The following is a 17,659-nucleotide window of genomic DNA, read 5'->3' as shown; positions in this document are numbered from 1 at the left end:
TGGGGTGGAGCATAACCTGTAGCGACTGTCTATGCACTCCTCATTTACTTTATGGGTGGGTACGTCTTCAGGTATAATGAACAGCCCTTTTTTGAGATGGAGTCTGTTGGCACACCTCCTCATAAGGAAACTACTCCTTCATAAGAGGATTGGAAGTTCAAAACACTTGCTTAGGCACAATACTATCATGGTGACAGTCTACTTATTTTCTATAATAGAACAATTTCACTTTACTACTTAAAAGCGTTTAAGTATAATAGTGTTGGATAAGATGTCTCAACATAGTATAGTGAAAGAGAACAACGGTTTTCTCCTCGCATTTAACCTTTTCGACATCGGTCCCACCCATTTACAACCGTGTCTGAACATCTAGTAGGAGTGATGAAATGTTCCGTGTTAAAGCAGTCCAAGCCCCTTCTGTCAAGGAAGCGCTTGTCATTGTATTACTTATGTTAAGTGTATTGAGCTATAGCATGATCCGCCTTGGGGTAGCCCCTCATATTCCGATATTGATTTCCATCTTCATACTCATTGTATATGGGCTGGCAAAGCAGATTCCCTATCAATCTTTGGAAATAGGATTTATAGAAGGGGCTAAAGCCGGGCTCAGTGCGGTTTTCCTTTTCTTCCTAATTGGTGTTTTACTCTCCAGTTGGCTAATGGGAGGGACAATCCCTACTTTGATGTATGCGGGTTTTGAGTTGGTAACTCCTCAATTTTTCTTTGTCATCGTCTTTGTCGTCACTTCAATTATTGGGGTGAGTATCGGCAGTGCGTTTACAACAGCAGGAACCGTTGGGGTTGCTTTACTCGGGGTTGCACAAGCTCTCGATTTATCTCTTGCCATCACTGCCGGTGCTATCGTTTCTGGTGCGTTCTTCGGGGATAAAATGTCACCGCTATCTGATACTACTAATTTAGCGTCTTCTATCGTAAAGGTGGATCTATTCACTCACATTCGCAATATGGGTTGGACAACTATTCCTGCTTTTCTCATTTCTGCAGGGTTATTCGCCCTTTTAAGCCCAAATTTATCAAGTGCGCCACTAGAGAACGTGGCTGTTTTTCAAGCCATTCTACAAGACACGGACCTTATCAGCGTATGGACATTGCTACCGTTTATCGTTCTTTTAGTTTTAACTCTACTGAAGAAACCCGCTATCCTTAATTTGGCTGCTAGCAGTGGTGTTTCCATCGTGATGATTTTATTAACCCAAAGCGTTTCTGCCACTGAAATGATGAACGTGTTATATAGAGGATTTCAATCTGACACTGGGAACGCAGTGGTCGACCAACTGCTCACTCGTGGTGGAATTGAAAGCATGATGTTCACCGTGTCACTTGTTTTGTTAGCGCTCGGGCTTGGAGGCATTTTATTCACATTAGGTATTATTCAAACACTTATTCACTCAATTGAACGCTTCCTTACGAAAACTTCTTCTGTCGTGACCGCAGCGGCAAGTACAGGATTCAGCATTAATGTACTGATCGGGGAGCAATACTTATCGATTCTCTTAACGGGAGAAGCGTACCAAGCTTCCTTTCAGAAGAACAACTTAGCGCCGAAAAACTTATCGCGCGTTTTGGAAGACGCTGGAACCGTTGTCAACCCCCTCGTTCCATGGAGTGTATCCGGGGTCTTTTTAACGAGTGTTCTTGGCGTGCCGACTTTAGACTATTTACCCTTTGCGTTCTTTTGCTTGCTCTGTCCATTGCTGACGCTAGTGTATGGGTTTACAGGAATCTCTTTAGCACCGCTAGAACGCGAAACAACAGGCACCAAAGCTATAGACGTATCTTCTTAACTATCGCAAAGGCTCTACGGTATTCAAACCGCAGAGTCTTTTTTCTAGGCTGTTTTCTAAAAGATTGTTGCTTTATTAATGAAATCTCATTACACAGTAGCTGAATGATGCGACATAGTGCAAATCATGGAAGTATGAAACCGCTCCGGAAATACACTTCGCTTTCCGCGGGCTCCGCGCTGAGCCTCCTCGTTCGCAAAGTACGCTCTCTGCGGGGTCTCATCGTCTCCGCTATTCCGCTGGAGTCTACGTGTATTTCCTCCGCTAGTTTTGAACTTACATCGCACGAAGAAAATGGTGATTGCACTTTAAGACTCACCAGTACTGAACTTACAACTTAATAAGGGAAGTTTTGACTCGCCATTTGTTCGTTGATTGGAGCGGAAGGCGGCGACTCCAGCGGGACAGGTGAGACCCCGCAAGAGCGCAGCGATGAGGAGGCTCACCGCCCGCCCCGCGGAAAGCGTCCGCCTGGAACGGAAATCAACACAGCTGTATGTCGCATCATGAGATTACTGTATTGTAAAAACAACAAAGGATACGAAAAGAGCCTTTTTCTATAACCAATCGAAAAAGCGTCCAATTCCGCGTCCGACCCAAAGTAATAATCGAAGTGGATACATGATTAGTTCCGGCACAAAGAAAAGCGCATCAACTATAAAATCCGAAAAATTATAGCGGTCCCCTGTCTGACGTTTTCGGTTTCTACGGCTTTTTCTTTTTGTCCACATCATATCTGCCTCCTACTCTACTTCGTATTACGTCAGAAGAAGCGAAAAGGATTCAAGCTTTTTAGATTCGAGTAACAAAATAGTATCTCGTGTTACACCATCCATAATGCAGTCAGCGAGTGGTGGGGTAATCAACATGTGGCCACGAACGAAGAAAATATTGTGACAGGCCCCTTCAGATACGACGTTATCCATAAGAAAAATGGTCTCGTCGTTTCCTTCTCGGTCACTTTTTTCTGTGGAAAAGGGGCGGAGTTACGCAGAATCCTAAAAGTCATATGATTTATCCTATTAGAAAAACAACTTCGGATGTTGATTGAGTAACTACATGGGGCTCCACTCGCACCGCTTTGATAACAACTAGAGTGCTTTGTGACCAGTTTCCATGCATGGTTGAGTGTCCAGCTCATGAATGTTTTATGATGGAAATGTAATGAAGGTGTGGACGGCTTGAAACTTTCAGATTACCTTTAAACAGAGAGGAGATTGTGATGATGAATAACGAAACGATTGAAGACATTGAGGTCGACAAGTGGGAGGACAAATCGTTCTCATCATGTAGACTTACGAACATCTCTTTTGCCGAGGCAGAAATTCGCCAAACTACATTTACTGACTGCGTGTTTTCCAACTGTCGATGGAATTCAGCAACGTTGGAACGTGTTCAATTTCTCAATTGTCGGTTTATGTATAACGACTTTTTGCTCACCAGCTTTTCGGATTGTAAACTGACTGGATCCTCCTTCGAAGAATCGCCTTTACGTGCTATAACGATTCGTGACGGTGATTGGTCCTACTGCTCGCTTCGGTACCAGGACTTTCGCAAACAGCACTTAAAAGGGATTCGTTTCGCTAACAGTGATTGGACAGGAAGCGATTTCCGTGAGGCGCGTCTTGAACAATGCGACTTCACCTCAGCCATTTTTCATCAAGTCCAACTTCAAAAAGCCGATGTGCGCGGAAGTCAATTTCGGGGTGTTGATTTGAAGGTACTCACTTTGCAAGACGTGGTCATGGACTTAGATCAAGTGTTGGCGCTTGCTGAATCCCACGGGGTTAGACCGTCCATTACGTGAACTTGAATAAACAAACATGAAAGGAGCACTTCCCGAATGGCGGAAAGTACTCCTTTGTATTTACGACTTAATCTTCATCTTCGCCGTCATCATCGTCTCGATCTTCATTATCCTCTTCGACTTCATGACCCTTTTTCTTACCAGGTTGTTCTTTTTTTACACTCGCGGCTTTTTTCCCACGGCGCTCGTCATCATCATCTTCATCGTCACCACGTTGTTGCCCTGGTGCTTGTTCTTTCGCTACTTCAGAATTCCCCCTTTTCTCTCTCTTTTCTATCGCGTGAGCTGGTGGCCCTTGTGCATCCACACGATCTTCCTCTACCTTTTCAAGTTTCGTTTCGTCACCTTCTACTATTTCTTCACTCTTCTGGTCATCGTTGTCAACATTGTTCCCGTCCCATTTCCATTCGCTTTTTCCTACGCCTGGTTGGTTCACGGTTACTTCAAATTCTTCAATTGGAAGCGTGGTCTGGGTGCGTAGTAGGTCAGATACTGCTTTCCAATCAGCCGTTGTCATATCTTCAATAGAAATACCTTGCTCTGAGAACCAATCTTTCAAGACAATAAGCGCTTCTTCACCTTTAAACTCTTGTTCTTTACCATTCACATCAAATTTTACTTTTATAGCTGTCGAGTTATTTGTATTTACTTTCCATTCTACTTTGTAATCTTCACCTTTTATCTCACCGTCTATTTTTTTCAGGTCGGCTGAAGGTTCCTTTCCTGAATCCTCCTGTTGTATTTGTTCTGGTACGACAGCAACTTCCTCTTCCTGTGCGGGAGAATCATTGTAAAAATCAGTCAAATTAATACGCTCTGCCGCGTACCCAACAGTTGGCACGGTTAACACTGCGGCAATTCCGATAACACCCAATTTCTTTTTAATCATGGCATAAGCCCCCTTGTAAGTTTGTGCCATAAGACTTCGCGAGCATGCTGTACCTTTATGGGGGTTAAGGAAAGAATGCATATTTTTGTGTTGAAGTTTGTCGGGGCATGTTTATTTCCCTTTTGAACAAACGTTTGATTAACAGGGTCTATTTCTTTCTATAAAAGAAACCATATGCCGAGGCTCCTTACTAGGACGTGGCGCTCTTAGCTTTTCCTCCTCTTCACCATCTTCGCTTTCCCGCAGAAGTCTTCTTACGTCATTACCTGCCATGGGCTCAGAATAGTGAAATTCACTCAAATATTATACTGATAAATCTTAAGACTAATAGAATTTGAACCTGTAAATTCTACCCCTTCGCTCTCTAATAACATCTTTTGAGTGAAAAATGCTTCCTCAGTCTGTATTCCGATCTCACCCTTCGCATTGATCACTCGATGCCATGGAAGTTTATGCTTGGCACTCATTGAGTAGAGAATACGCACTACCTGTCTTGCACCTCTAGGACTCCCAGCTAACCTAGCAATTTGCCCATAGGTCATCACTTTTCCAGCGGGGATGTGGCGAATAATTTCAACTACACGTTTAGTAAAGCTTTCCAAACTATTTATTCCTCCTTCTATTTCTTGCTATATAACAAATTGGCAGACCATCATTAGAAGAACTGAATCCGCCTCACAAAAAACAAGCACAGGTCCATTTGAAGTCCTGTGCTTAGCTTAAATTAGCTTGTTACATCGGCATAATAAACAAAAACATCATAAAGAAATGAGCAAGCGCACCTGCCATCACAAACAAATGGAAAATCTCATGGAATCCAAATTTGTTTGGGAAAAAGTCAAAGATTTTCGTTGCGTAAATGATGCCGCCGACTGTGTACGCCACTCCACCGACGATCATCAACACAAGCGCATTTGTTGGAAGCGTATCGATGAGCTGTGCAAACGGAACAACCGCGACCCAACCGAGTGTAATATAAAACAGTGTCGATACCCATCTTGGTGCGTTCATGAACCAAATCTTCAAAACGATCCCGACTACTGCAATCGCCCACACTGCACTCAACATCGTCCATCTCCAAGGTCCTTCTAATCCGTGGAAAAACAGAGGGGTATACGAGCCTGCGATGAAAAGGAAAATGGAAATGTGATCAATCTTACGGAACACGAGCTGTGCTTTCGGTTTGACTCTTACCCAATGATACAGAGAGCTTGCCCCGAACAATACAATGAGCGTCACTCCGTAAATCGTCATCGTCGTCACTTTAGACGGACTTTCTTCCACAGCCAAGAGTATCAAAAACACCAACCCTACGATTCCCGCTAAAAAGGTGACAAAGTGCGTCCATGTATTGACGGGCTCCCGCATTTTCAACCAGCTCATGTGCCACTTCCTTTCTTTTCCCTTACGTATATTCCCTCCACTATAGCAGAGAACATTTACATTAGATATGTTTGTAAATGTTTGGATTAGAAATCTTTCTTCCAACTCCTTATGGTAATTGGTGGGAGCACTCGTTACGATACGCTGTGTCTCTTTTTCCAACTTACCCAAACTCCATTAATTTCTAATTATAATGTAAACTAGATAAACGACATACGCCACTGCGAGCACGATTCCTTCTACCTTCCCTATTTTAAATTTAGTTCTTGAAAACACCAACAATAGCAACGTCAAAATAATCATCAGGATAACATCCATAAAGATTTTACCGTTTACAGCTAGCGGCGAAATCACCGAGGAGGCACCAAGAACAAAGAGAATGTTAAAGATATTACTTCCCACAATGTTACCTAGCGCAATTTCACTTTGCTTCTTAATCGCCGCTGTAACTGACGTAATGAGTTCTGGTAAAGATGTACCTACCGCGACAATAGTGAGACCGACCAACGTTTCACTCATGCCAATAGCCAGTGCAATCTCTGTACTACTATTTACAACCAGATCTCCACCAAAAATAATGGCTGCGAGACCGGCTATCGTTAAGAAAATATTTTTCTTCCAAGTAACTCCTTCTATTTGTGCAACATTCCCTTCGCTACGGCTTTTTCTCGCCACTTCTAAAATGTAGGAGATAAACACTGCCATAAACAGCAACAAAATGAGACCATCGCTTCGAGTGATTAAATTTTCATTTAAAGTTTGCAGTGCCATATCACTCATAAAAACTAGCAGTGCCACACTAGCCAACAGTGTGAACGGAATTTCCTTTCTAATTGTTTCACTTTCCACCTTTAAAGGAGCTATGAAGGCAGTCAAACCAACCACAAGCGTGATATTAAAGATATTGCTCCCTACCACGTTCCCCAAAGCTACGTCAGCGTTGTCATCCAAAGCAGCCAAAATACTTACAGTCGCTTCCGGAGAGCTTGTGCCGAAAGCGACGATGGTTAATCCAACCAAAAGCGGTGGGATGTTAAGTAGACTAGCTATTTTGGATGATCCTTCAACAAAGAAGTCTGCACCTTTTATTAACAAAGCAAATCCAACAATTAGTAATATGTATGTCATCTTTTCACCTCAAGCTTATAATACCAGCATTTTACTAGACTATGTACACCATTGAAGGCGTTTGCGCAAAATCGACACGGAGTTGCGCGCATTCGACATAATTTTGCGCGATAACACTTTCTTGCTCGGAAACTGTGTATCCCATTGAAACAGCCCGCTCTCCACTAAGAACGGGCTGTTTCACACCTTACATTACAGATACACGCGCATCTCATAAGGCTGCAATTTACCTTCTTCAAGCTGAGCGTAGTTTTTAAGTACAACTTTTCCACTTGCTGGTTCGTCGATCTCAATTACTTCATCACTGAAATTGCAATAAACGTAGGCCTTTTTATCCCCAAGCGTGCGTTTATAAGCGTATAACATCCGTTCATCCGTCTCGAGTAAATCATAACTACCATACACAAACACATCTTCTTGTTTCCGTAACTGAACCATTTGTTTATAAAAGTTCAAGATGGAATCTGGATCGTCAGCCTGTGCAGCAACGTTTATAGTTTTGTAATTCTGATTCATACCGAGCCACGCTTTGTCCCCGGTTGTGAATCCTGCCATGTTCGTCGCATTCCATTGCATCGGCGTACGGGAGTTATCACGACATTGCTTCCATAAGATCTCCATTAACTTCTCGTGTGACCGTCCTTTTTTTCGCTCGATGTGGTAATAGTTGATCATTCCCACATCATTGTACTCTTCAATTGTTTCAAATTGGACATTCGTCATCCCGATTTCTTGTCCTTGATAGATGAACGGGGTACCGTGCATAAAGAAGTAGAAGGCGCCTAGCATTTTTGCACTTTCCTTCCAATATTGCTCATCATTCCCCCACGTTGACACGCTTCGTGGCTGGTCGTGGTTTTCTAAGAAGAGTGCATTCCAGCCAACTCCCTCCAAACCTTTTTGCCACATTGTTAATGTTTCTTTTAACGCCGGAACGTCGACGCCAGCCCCGGCGTTATCTTTACCCCATAGTCCGAGATGCTCGAACTGGAAGATCATATTGAAGTAGCCTTTTCCCTCGCCTACCCAACGTTCAGCGTCGTCGATTGATACTCCATTCGCCTCTCCGACTGTCATGATGTCGTAGTTGTCAAACGTCTTTTCCTTTAATTCAAGTAAATATTCGTCAATTCCAGGCTGGTTCATGTGCATGTCAAAGCTCGGTATAAAGTCCAGTTTGTATAGGTTTGGCATATCTGGTAATCCATCCCGCTTTTTAATGTGGGAAATGGCGTCTACACGGAATCCGTCGATCCCCTTCTCAAGCCACCAGTTCACCATATCGTACAGAGCATTTCGCACGTCAGGCTGCTCCCAGTTCAAATCAGGTTGTTTTCGACTAAAGATGTGCATAAAATACTGCTCCGTCTTATCATCATATTCCCAAGCCGAGCCACTGAAAATTGACTCCCAATTATTCGGCTCTTTTCCGTCTTTCCCATCGTGCCAAATGTACCAATCACGCTTCGGACTTTCTTTAGAAGAACGGGACTCAATGAACCATGGGTGCTCATCGCTCGTATGATTAATGACTAAATCTAGAATTAGCTTCATTCCACGCTCATGAGTTTCCGCTAGCAAACGATCAAAGTCTTCCATCGTACCGAATTCTTGCAATATACCTTGGTAATCAGAAATGTCATATCCATTATCATCATTTGGCGATTGAAAGATCGGTGAAATCCAAATTACATCGATCCCCAAATCTTTTACATAGTCCAATTTCTCGATAATCCCTTGCAAATCGCCTATGCCATCCCCATTGGAATCAGCAAAACTTCTCGGATATATTTGATAAGCTACTGCCTCTTTCCACCATTGCTTATTCAAAGAGAACCACCTCTCCATTCACTTGTTACAGCCTATTTTCCAAATTACTTCTATGCATACGCTGTCGTTCCGTATGCGTTTCCAAACCGCTACATGACTACAATAACCCCATCTACAAAAAGAGTAAAGAGATTTAGTGCAAACGATTGCTCTCACTTGTTCATTTCATCCTCATCACACTCATACATGTACAAAGGAAAAACGCATGAAAAAGAGCTGCCCCCGTTGTCCCGGGGGCAGCCCTACACGTTTCAATTACTCTAACTCATCCATCCATGGGCCCCAAACGTCTTCATTCTCATCAATCCAAGCTTGCGCTCCTTCTTCTGGATCCCCTGTCTCATTAATTGACGCCATGAGTGCACCGAGTGTCGTGTCATCCATTTTCCATGCGTCAAATACTGGGACTAATTCTGGAAAATCATCTGCAAAGTCTTTTCTCGTTACATAGAAGATGTTGTCCGGTTCCCCGTAAACACCTTTTGGATCATCCAAGTATTTAATATCAAATTCCGCTAATGCCCAGTGTGGACTCCACATTGTGACAGCTACAGGTTCTTCTGCTTCATACGCACGTTGAAGCTCTGTCAGCATCGTCGCTTCAGAGGCTGGTTGGTGTTGCAATTCTAAACCGTATTCTGTCACGACCTCATCTGTTAGCCCCGCAATACTAGATCCTGGCTCGATACCATAGATGGTTCCATCCAATTCCTCTGCATAGTTATTTAAATCCTCGATGGAATTTAAATCTTCCATATACGTAGGGACAGCGATGCCGAGTACTGTACCATCATACCAAGAATCCCCCTGAACTAAATCGTCACCGTACTCTTCCCATTGCGATTGGTCTGTGTAAGGAAGCCATACCTCTGGTGCAATATCTGCCTCTCCGCGCGCAACGTCTTGGAAGACAACCGTTTTCTCAGCTGATTGGAGGTTTACTTCATATCCCTCTTCCCCCAAAAGGATTTTCCACATGTTTGAGACCGCGATATTTTCAGCCCAGTTATTAATTCGGAATTCTAGTGTCCCTTTTGACTCTTCTCCGCCTTCACTAGCAGTGTCTCCACCCGGACCACAAGCTACAAGTATCGTACTTACAGCAAGACCCAAAGCGAGTAACCATAACTTTTTCTTCACGTAAAAATACCCCCATTAAAAATTATATTTGTCCACAGAGAATCAAGTACCCTGAAACTTGTTGGATGAAACATATTTTTTACACTTTAATTGCAAATATGACAATAATAATTTTTTTATAGTAGGGCAAATCATTGGTATGACAATAATGAAATCGGTCCATTCGTTTGGGAAGAAAATTTTATATGTTTACAAACAGTTTGATACGGGTAAATAAGACTTTGTATGATACCGAATAATTGGAAGTATAAAGAAATCAGGGGGTAATTATGACTAGTGAGTATAAAATTCGTGCTGAAAAGGTGTCTAAAGTCTTCGGAAAGACACCAGAAAAGGCACTTCACTTATTAGAGAAGGGTAAAAATAAGCAAGAAATTTTAGAGGAAACGGGAATGACTGTTGGTGTCAATAGTGCCTCCTTTGAAGTAAAGGCAGGTGAGATCTTCGTCATCATGGGGCTGTCTGGTTCAGGGAAGTCTACACTCGTCCGTTTACTAAATAGATTAATTGAACCTACGACCGGTAGTGTTTTTATTGACGGTGAAGATATTTCATCCATGAATAAAGACGCACTTCGTGAGGTAAGGCGTAAGAAGCTGAGTATGGTCTTCCAACGATTTGCCTTACTCCCTCATAAAACGGTGCTCCAGAATGCCGCATTTGGACTCGAGATTCAAGGCGTTTCTAAAGACGAGCGGTTTAAAGTAGCACAGGAGTCTCTTGAGCTAGTTGGCTTGCAAGGCTATGAGAACAGCTATCCAAGCGAGTTGTCTGGTGGGATGCAGCAACGTGTTGGGTTAGCGCGTGCGCTCGCTAATGATCCGGATGTGCTGCTAATGGACGAAGCATTTAGCGCACTTGATCCACTCATCCGTAAAGACATGCAAGACGAGTTATTAGAGCTTCAGGAGAAAATGGAGAAAACGATTATTTTCATTACCCATGATTTAGACGAAGCTCTACGCATTGGTGATCGAATCGCCCTTATGAAGGATGGGGCTATCGTTCAAATCGGTACACCAGAAGAAATTATGAAAAACCCTGCGAACGCTTACGTGGAGAACTTTGTGGAAGATGTGAATGTAGCAAAGGTATTTACCGCCGAAACCGTAATGAATCGCCCTGAAACGATTCAATCGGATCGCGGTCCACGAGTTGCCTTGAAGATTATGCGCGAAGCGGGCGTGTCTAGCATTTACGTAGTGGACAAGAAAAAGCATTTACTCGGAGTGGTAACAGCAGACGAGGCGAATAGAGCAGTCAAAGAAGATCGTCCAATTACAGATTTTATTGAGATAACTTTGCCAACTGTTACAGAGGATACGCTTTTAGAAAACTTGTTTGAAAAATTAGCGTTAACAAGATTCCCTCTACCCGTTTTAAATAGCGAGCAAAGACTCGTTGGGATTATTAAACGAGAAAGCGTCATTCAAGCATTGGCAGGCAGCGATATGGAAGAGGTGAACAAATAATGACCTGGTTAAACGAACCGCTCTTTGATTTACAAGTAGGACAATACGTCGATAGAGCAGTTGATAGCATATACGCACAACTCGGACCGGCTTTTGAAGCATTCACCACAGGAATGGAGTGGCTAGTAGAGGATATTTTCACCAACATTCTCTTTAATTACATTCCGGTATACGTGCTTATTCTACTTGTGGCAGGGCTAGCCTACTTGTTTAGTCGCAACATCGGCCTACCTATTTTCACTATTGTCGGACTTCTATTCATTCACAATATTGGGTACTGGGAAGAAATGATCCAAACGTTATCTATCGTGTTAGCATCGGTATTACTCTCCATTATTTTAGGGGTACCGTTAGGGATCTTGGCATCTCAAAGTGAACTATTCTCGAAGATCACCACACCGGTCTTGGACTTTATGCAAACTATGCCATCCTTCGTATACTTAATTCCTACGATTATCTTCTTTGGAAGTGGTGTCGTGCCTGGGATCGTGTCATCAGTCGTATTTGCGATGCCACCAACCATTCGACTGACTAATTTAGGAATCCGCCAAGTATCAGAAGACTTGGTCGAGGCTGCCAACGCCTTCGGATCAACGAGGAACCAAAAACTTTTCAAAGTACAAATTCCTTTAGCAAAAGGTACGATCATGGCTGGAGTCAACCAAAGCATTATGCTTTCCTTATCTATGGTCGTCATCGCCGCACTCGTTGGCGCACCAGGACTTGGAACAGAAGTTGTTCGAGCGGTTGCACAAATTGACGTAGCCGTTGGATTTGAAGCCGGTGTATCCATCGTTATACTCGCTATCATCCTTGACCGTATCACACAAAGCTTTCAAGGGAAAAAAGAAAAGGTGTAAAGAAAAGGCCGGGGTGCTCACACTCCGGTCTTTTTTCTATATTTTGTCCTATGGTACTGTAAGAAGGGGGAGGTGTTTCATATGGAAACATTCGGAAGAGGTTGCTTGTATAACATCGTTTTCGTTGCTGTTATGATGGTCGTCGCTTTCATCTTCCAAGCAAACATAAACATTCCGTTTTTCATTGCGATACCGGTTGTTCTCGGGCTGTTCTATTTGGCTCATGTTCGTACGCGAGATAAGAATAGATAAAGCTTGTTGGATTCGCTTTAATCTCGCAGTATCTCAATAACCAATAACTATTCCCTCGAACGCATCTTCATTCAAAATATACCGGGTGCTCGATCCACTTGCCTAGTGGCACCCTCCCCTTGGACAGCTAACAAACGGTATACTATTCGATACGGTGTCCGGTTTAACGAAGTTGCTGCTGAGTTATCGGAAGTATCGGTATGCCATACGATGGCGATACGAAAGCTAGCTATGCACTTATTGATTTTGATGGAGAAAACAAGTGTACAATCTCCCTTCACTTCCAAAAAGTGGGGGGAGTTTTTTCTACCATCTTTAAAACCCTTTTAAAAAGAGGTCGTCTTACTAAGCGAGGTGGACAAACATGCTGACGGATGAACAATTAATTCGCGACATACAAAACGGAAGTCAAAGCGCGATGGATGTTTTTGTACGTAGACATTATCAGGCAGTCTATTCGTTTATCTACCGGAAGCTCGGTAATAAAGAAGCTGCTTATGATTTGACACAGGATACTTTCATGAAATCTCTCCAACGAATTCATTCCTATCAATTTCAAGGGGAGGCGCTTCATTGGGTCATCAAAATTGCGCTCAACACGACACGGGACTACTTTCGATCAAAGGCATTTCGTCAGTCGCAACAGCAACTCGAGTATAAGGAGGAGCTCTCACCAGCAAGTAGTACCGACGTGCCCTTTATGTTTGAGCGAAAGGAATCGTATGCCGAGGTAAAAGAAGCGATTGCACAGCTACCTGAGTATCAAAGGGAAGCCATTTTACTCCGCTATTACAAAGGTTGGAAGATTAAAGAGATTGCTGTTGCCATGGAAACTACAGAGTCGACAGTAAAATCGCGTTTGCATCAAGGTATTCAAAAACTCAAAAAGAAATGGGAACGAGGTGAACGGCAACATGGCACACAATCATGAATCGTGGACGAATGAAGATGAAGAGCTGCAAAAATGGCTTCGGGAATACAAGGTGGAATCGCCCACCGATGAAGACGTGCAAATGACAATTGAATCACTGCGTCAGTTTGTTCCACAGCCTGCTGACTATAGGCAAATAGCGGCTCCGGCGCCGAAATCCCGTCGTCAAATGATAACCGAGCTTTTGCACCATTCTGCAAAAGAACTTCTGTATGTGCAGCCACTGTTTTGGGTTTGGAACATCGGCTTGTTCTTAGTTGGCGTTCTCTTACTCGTAAACGCCGGGCAAAATTGGGAGAATCTCTTCCTCTTTCTCGCCCCACTTCCTTTTTTGTACGGATTAACGGAAGTGCTTCGAGGACGCGATGCCGAGCTAACCGAGCTTGAAGCATCCTGTCGCTACTCATACGCACAAATTTTTGTCTCTCGCGTGCTAGTAGTGAGTGTGATGAATTTGCTTTTGACGAGCGGGCTAGTTCTCGTTATTCAATTGCAAACTCAACTGGTCACGCTTGACTTTTTATTACGCTACTGGTTCTTCCCGAGTGCTATATTGAGCGCTCTTGCCTTAGTCGTCGTCAGTTCTATTCGAGTGCGAAGTAGCTTTGTCCTCGTATTGTTTATAAGCATTTGGGGGGGCACCGTTTTTCTCTTGCAAACAATGAATGAGTTGAAATTCACTTACGAATCGTTATCCACTCTTACATTGGTAGCTGGATGGCTCATCAGTATTGTTGTTCTGTTATGGAAAATACGAGACATAGTAAGGAGAGATCAAGATGCAACTCGACGCAAAGCAATTGTCTAAAACATTCGGAAAGAAAACGGTAATTGATCAGTTACACTTTCAACTTACTCCTGGCATTTATGGATTCCTTGGCGCAAATGGTTCTGGTAAGACGACGCTTATGCGCATTCTCGCGACCGTTGCCCACCCGAGTTCAGGGAGTGTGACACTGAACGGGGAAAACATTTTCAAATTAGGGGAAACGTACCGAGACCTAATTGGTTACCTCCCGCAAAACATCGGCTATTACCAACACTTCTCGGCAAAGAAGTTTCTTCACTACATGGCAACAATTAAAGGGCTTACTAAAGAGGAATCGGTGACCCGCACAGAAGATTTACTTGAAAAAGTCGGGCTACAAGACGTGGGCAAAAAGAAAATCAAAACTTTTTCCGGTGGGATGAAGCAGCGTGTCGGAATCGCACAAGCTCTCTTGAACAACCCGAAAATAGTACTCGTTGACGAACCGACAGTCGGCCTCGATCCGAAAGAACGCATCCGGTTTCGAAACCTACTCGCCTCCATGGCGCAAGACAAAATCGTGCTCATCTCTACACACATCGTGTCGGACATCGAAACGATTGCAAAGGAAGTACTTGTCTTGAAACAAGGTAGATTGCTAGCACAAGCACCACCTGCTACTTTAGTAGACGAAATGCGTGGTCGCGTGTGGGAGATTTTGTGCAGTCAATCTGAAGCTCTTCAGTTAGAAGCAACACAACAAACAACGAACATAACACCAGAAGGAAACGAAGCAAGAGTTCGCTTTCTCGCAGATCAACACGACGTACACGGTGCGAGCGAGGTCACCCCAACGCTCGAGGACTATTATTTGTACCACTTTGATCGCACGGAGGTTGTATCATGATTCGGATGATAGGCTTTGAATTGCGTAAAATCTTTTCACAAAAAATGCTCTGGGCAGGTGTTGTTTTGCTCGGTGCGCTTGCCTACTTAGTGTTTAGCATTACTTTTACTAACCCACGCCCAGACCTCACTGATGAGTACGCACCTTATGAAGGCAAAGTGACGGATGAGTTGATCGCAAAAATAAAAGAAGATGAAACCACACTTAGAAGTCAGTACGGGGAAGAAGAGCTTTTCAAACTAGGAAAAATGAGTGTATTCGAGCAATTTTCTTGGGAACGAAGTATTCAAGTGAACCTTGAGGAAGAGGCAAAGTTGCTTGATTTTTCGATTGCAAAGGCATCTGGAAGTGAAAAAGCTAGTTTACAATTGCACAAAAAAATGCTGAATGAAGTGAATGTAGACGAGTTTGTTTACTTTAACGGTCCAGAAGAAGTCGTTGATTACGTCAACACGTTCCATTTTGTATTTGTCGCATTTCTTTTATTGCTCGGGCTTTCCGGTGTGTTTTCAAACGATGCCCAATGGAAAACAGAGCCGATTTTGTTTAGCAGTCGCTACGGTCGCTCTAAGCATCTGAATGCCAAAATTTCAGCCGCAATACTCTTCACTATAATCGTGGTATCTGCTTCAGAAATACTGAATCTTACGTTACGCTTTTTAGCCTACGGGACGACTGGCTGGGAGGCACCTGTGCAAGCTATTTTTAAGTACACGACCTCACCGTACGCTTGGACGATGGGCGAGTACCACCTTGTACAGCTTGGCGTTTCCCTTTTAGGTGCATTAGGACTTGCGTTAGTCATTTTGCTCATATCGACATTATTCCCAAATACATTTCTCGCCTTTGTAGTGAGTAGTCTACTCTTCGGAATTCCACTCATATTAGCAGAGTTTATTATGGTTCCAGAGGACTCTCTCGCCCGTCTCATCCAAGATTACAGCTTTATGACCCTACTACGAGTGGAAGAACTGTTTATGCAGTTTGAAGCGATCGTCTTATTTGGACAGCCTATTCTCACGTCGATTTGGATTCCGGCTGTCGTCACAGCTGTTAGTGTCATTGCCCTTGCCCTACTTTGTTTGAGAGTAAAACGAAAGCAAGTGCATGCGTAGAAAAGAGAGCTTGGAGGACGATCACCAAGCTCTCTTTCTGCCACAAATTACTTGAAACCACGCGTCATATCGTCTTGTGAAAATAGCATTAAGCTAAGTTTCATGAAAGCCATTACTATCTACAGACTTCCTGCAATCTTCCATTGTATATTTTCTTTATATGAAGCCTTACATTCTTCCCTCTCTCTATTAATCCTTGTGACATGGCTTTAAGAAAAGTCTCAAAAACAAGCCTTTTTTCAGTCATTGTCTCTCAAGTTCTGCATACAGTAAGAACAACACCCTATGAACAGTTTCTGGCAATCTGTCGAAAATCCTTTCGTTTTGTCGAAAGGCGTGATAGAATTTTGTACATTATTACTATTAAGGCAGAGGGGTAACATTCGTATGACAATTCTAGAGATGATGCAGCATCTCACAAAAGAAGAGCAGCAAACCGTTCGTTCAGCACAAGATTTAGCTACGCGTGCACATGCCCATCAAGTGCGAGATTCTGGGGAACCTTATATCACTCATCCTGAGGCAGTGTTTTTTAGACTTTGTCATGAGCAAGCGGACGCCGACACTTTGGCAGCAGCTTGGCTTCACGATGTTGTGGAAGATACTGACGTAACGCTCGATTCGATTCGTGAACAATTCGGTGAGACGATTGCGTTTTTTGTTGAAGGATTAACGAAAGGTCCACGCCAACTAAATGAGCCAAAAGAACTTTATAGAACGAGACAAAACCATCGATTGCTCGATTACGTTATGCAAGACCCTCGTATCGGTCTCATAAAGTGTTGTGACCGCTTACACAACATCCAAACACTATCAGCAAAACCTCGTACTAAGCAAATTACGTACGCAAACGAAACTGTGACGTTTTTCGTTCCTCTTTGCGAACAACTCGGATTCTCTTCACTGCAAGAAGAGATGGAACCATGGGCGTTTTACTTTTTACAACCACAGCGCTACGAAAACAGTTGGGAAAAAGTCATCACGACGGCTTTTGCCGTAAATACATTGAGTACTTTAAAAACGAACTTATCTTAGTGCGCGCCCTAATAAATGGGTGCGTTTTTTTTTACAAGATGGCGAGTTTTATAGATATTTATCAACCTTTTCTGTATGATAGAAAAAATCATAACAAGGGGTTGAGCACATGGCTACGATAACGAAAATACATTTACTGAAGAGGACGGTACTATTGTTGAGAGGAATTGGATTACACTTTAAAGAATTTGCGCAAGAAGAGGCCGATCCTATGAGTTGGGATGTTAACATTTGACGTAGAGATTTCTCCGATGAAGTGAAATTTCTGTACCAGTCTTTCCTCAAAAGCTTCCCCCCCTATTTGCAATTCTGTTACAATGTCATGCCATTTATATAAACTCGGTTCGATTGTGTTTA

17 protein-coding genes and 1 pseudogene are annotated in these 17,659 nt (G+C 43.1%); 10 read left to right on the top strand and 8 right to left on the bottom strand.

Annotated features, from left to right (window positions below; translation table 11 throughout):
* Window positions 1–386 precede the first annotated feature (386 nt).
* Window positions 387–1,805, top strand: coding sequence for a Na+/H+ antiporter NhaC (gene nhaC, locus HHK01_RS02485; RefSeq protein WP_170006282.1), 1,419 nt, complete (start codon window positions 387–389; stop codon window positions 1,803–1,805).
* A 557-nt stretch (window positions 1,806–2,362) separates the two neighbouring features.
* Here the strand turns inward: nhaC and HHK01_RS02480 are convergent.
* Both HHK01_RS02480 and HHK01_RS02475 read right to left on the bottom strand, forming a co-directional pair.
* Window positions 2,363–2,539, bottom strand: a complete 177-nt coding sequence (locus HHK01_RS02480) for a hypothetical protein (protein WP_170006281.1) — start codon at window positions 2,537–2,539, stop codon at window positions 2,363–2,365.
* Between the two features lie 24 nt (window positions 2,540–2,563).
* Window positions 2,564–2,758, bottom strand: a pseudogene (locus HHK01_RS02475) (aminotransferase class IV); the annotation flags it as partial.
* A gap of 269 nt (window positions 2,759–3,027) precedes the next feature.
* Between HHK01_RS02475 and HHK01_RS02470 the strand changes: the two are divergent.
* Entirely contained in the window at window positions 3,028–3,612 is a 585-nt protein-coding gene (locus HHK01_RS02470; protein ID WP_170006279.1) for a pentapeptide repeat-containing protein, read from the top strand.
* Window positions 3,613–3,679: 67 nt separating this feature from the next.
* Here HHK01_RS02470 and HHK01_RS02465 read toward each other — a convergent pair whose 3' ends face one another.
* From HHK01_RS02465 to HHK01_RS02440, 6 genes are all read right to left on the bottom strand, one after another.
* On the bottom strand, window positions 3,680–4,501 hold the full coding sequence (locus tag HHK01_RS02465; protein WP_170006278.1) for a hypothetical protein: 822 nt from the start codon (window positions 4,499–4,501) through the stop codon (window positions 3,680–3,682).
* A 296-nt stretch (window positions 4,502–4,797) separates the two neighbouring features.
* Window positions 4,798–5,103, bottom strand: coding sequence for an MGMT family protein (locus HHK01_RS02460; RefSeq protein WP_170006277.1), 306 nt, complete (start codon window positions 5,101–5,103; stop codon window positions 4,798–4,800).
* Between the two features lie 130 nt (window positions 5,104–5,233).
* Window positions 5,234–5,884: a PAQR family membrane homeostasis protein TrhA gene (trhA, locus tag HHK01_RS02455; protein ID WP_170006276.1), complete on the bottom strand. Its 651-nt coding sequence runs from the start codon at window positions 5,882–5,884 to the stop codon at window positions 5,234–5,236.
* Window positions 5,885–6,061: 177 nt separating this feature from the next.
* The gene (locus tag HHK01_RS02450) at window positions 6,062–7,012 is read right to left on the bottom strand and encodes a calcium/sodium antiporter (protein WP_170006275.1); all 951 of its coding nucleotides are present in this window, start codon (window positions 7,010–7,012) and stop codon (window positions 6,062–6,064) included.
* 192 nt (window positions 7,013–7,204) lie between these two features.
* A complete protein-coding gene (locus HHK01_RS02445; protein ID WP_170006274.1) occupies window positions 7,205–8,842 on the bottom strand; it encodes an alpha,alpha-phosphotrehalase in 1,638 nt (545 codons plus the stop codon).
* Between the two features lie 255 nt (window positions 8,843–9,097).
* Window positions 9,098–9,982 (bottom strand): glycine betaine ABC transporter substrate-binding protein, encoded by an 885-nt coding sequence (locus HHK01_RS02440; protein ID WP_170006273.1) that lies wholly within the window; start codon window positions 9,980–9,982, stop codon window positions 9,098–9,100.
* 269 nt (window positions 9,983–10,251) lie between these two features.
* Between HHK01_RS02440 and HHK01_RS02435 the strand changes: the two genes are divergently transcribed.
* The 8 genes from HHK01_RS02435 to HHK01_RS02400 all read left to right on the top strand — a co-directional run bounded on the left by HHK01_RS02435 (window position 10,252) and on the right by HHK01_RS02400 (window position 17,302).
* Entirely contained in the window at window positions 10,252–11,454 is a 1,203-nt protein-coding gene (locus tag HHK01_RS02435) for a quaternary amine ABC transporter ATP-binding protein (RefSeq protein WP_170006272.1), read from the top strand.
* Window positions 11,454–12,314: an ABC transporter permease gene (locus HHK01_RS02430; RefSeq protein WP_170006271.1), complete on the top strand. Its 861-nt coding sequence runs from the start codon at window positions 11,454–11,456 to the stop codon at window positions 12,312–12,314. Before HHK01_RS02435 ends, HHK01_RS02430 begins: the two co-directional genes overlap by 1 nt.
* An 81-nt stretch (window positions 12,315–12,395) precedes the next feature.
* Window positions 12,396–12,566 carry a hypothetical protein gene (locus HHK01_RS02425; RefSeq protein WP_170006270.1) on the top strand — a complete coding sequence of 57 codons (171 nt, stop codon included), beginning with the start codon at window positions 12,396–12,398 and terminating at the stop codon, window positions 12,564–12,566.
* A gap of 364 nt (window positions 12,567–12,930) precedes the next feature.
* Window positions 12,931–13,497 (top strand): RNA polymerase sigma factor, encoded by a 567-nt coding sequence (locus HHK01_RS02420; RefSeq protein WP_170006269.1) that lies wholly within the window; start codon window positions 12,931–12,933, stop codon window positions 13,495–13,497.
* On the top strand, window positions 13,481–14,305 hold the full coding sequence (locus HHK01_RS02415) for a hypothetical protein (protein WP_170006268.1): 825 nt from the start codon (window positions 13,481–13,483) through the stop codon (window positions 14,303–14,305). The genes HHK01_RS02420 and HHK01_RS02415 overlap by 17 nt, the downstream gene beginning before the upstream one ends.
* Window positions 14,277–15,152 carry an ABC transporter ATP-binding protein gene (locus HHK01_RS02410; protein ID WP_170006267.1) on the top strand — a complete coding sequence of 292 codons (876 nt, stop codon included), beginning with the start codon at window positions 14,277–14,279 and terminating at the stop codon, window positions 15,150–15,152. Before HHK01_RS02415 ends, HHK01_RS02410 begins: the two co-directional genes overlap by 29 nt.
* Complete coding sequence (locus HHK01_RS02405; protein WP_170006266.1) at window positions 15,149–16,267, top strand: hypothetical protein; 1,119 nt, start codon at window positions 15,149–15,151, stop codon at window positions 16,265–16,267. Before HHK01_RS02410 ends, HHK01_RS02405 begins: the two co-directional genes overlap by 4 nt.
* Window positions 16,268–16,654: 387 nt before the next feature.
* On the top strand, window positions 16,655–17,302 hold the full coding sequence (locus HHK01_RS02400; RefSeq protein ID WP_170006265.1) for an HD domain-containing protein: 648 nt from the start codon (window positions 16,655–16,657) through the stop codon (window positions 17,300–17,302).
* Window positions 17,303–17,659: the final 357 nt, after the last annotated feature.

Source organism: Bacillus fonticola, assembly GCF_012955605.1.
GTDB classification, from domain to species: domain Bacteria; phylum Bacillota; class Bacilli; order Bacillales; family JC228; genus Bacillus_CG; species Bacillus_CG fonticola.
The sequence above is the reverse complement of the archived record's forward strand: the minus strand, read 5'-3'. Positions and strand labels throughout refer to the sequence as shown.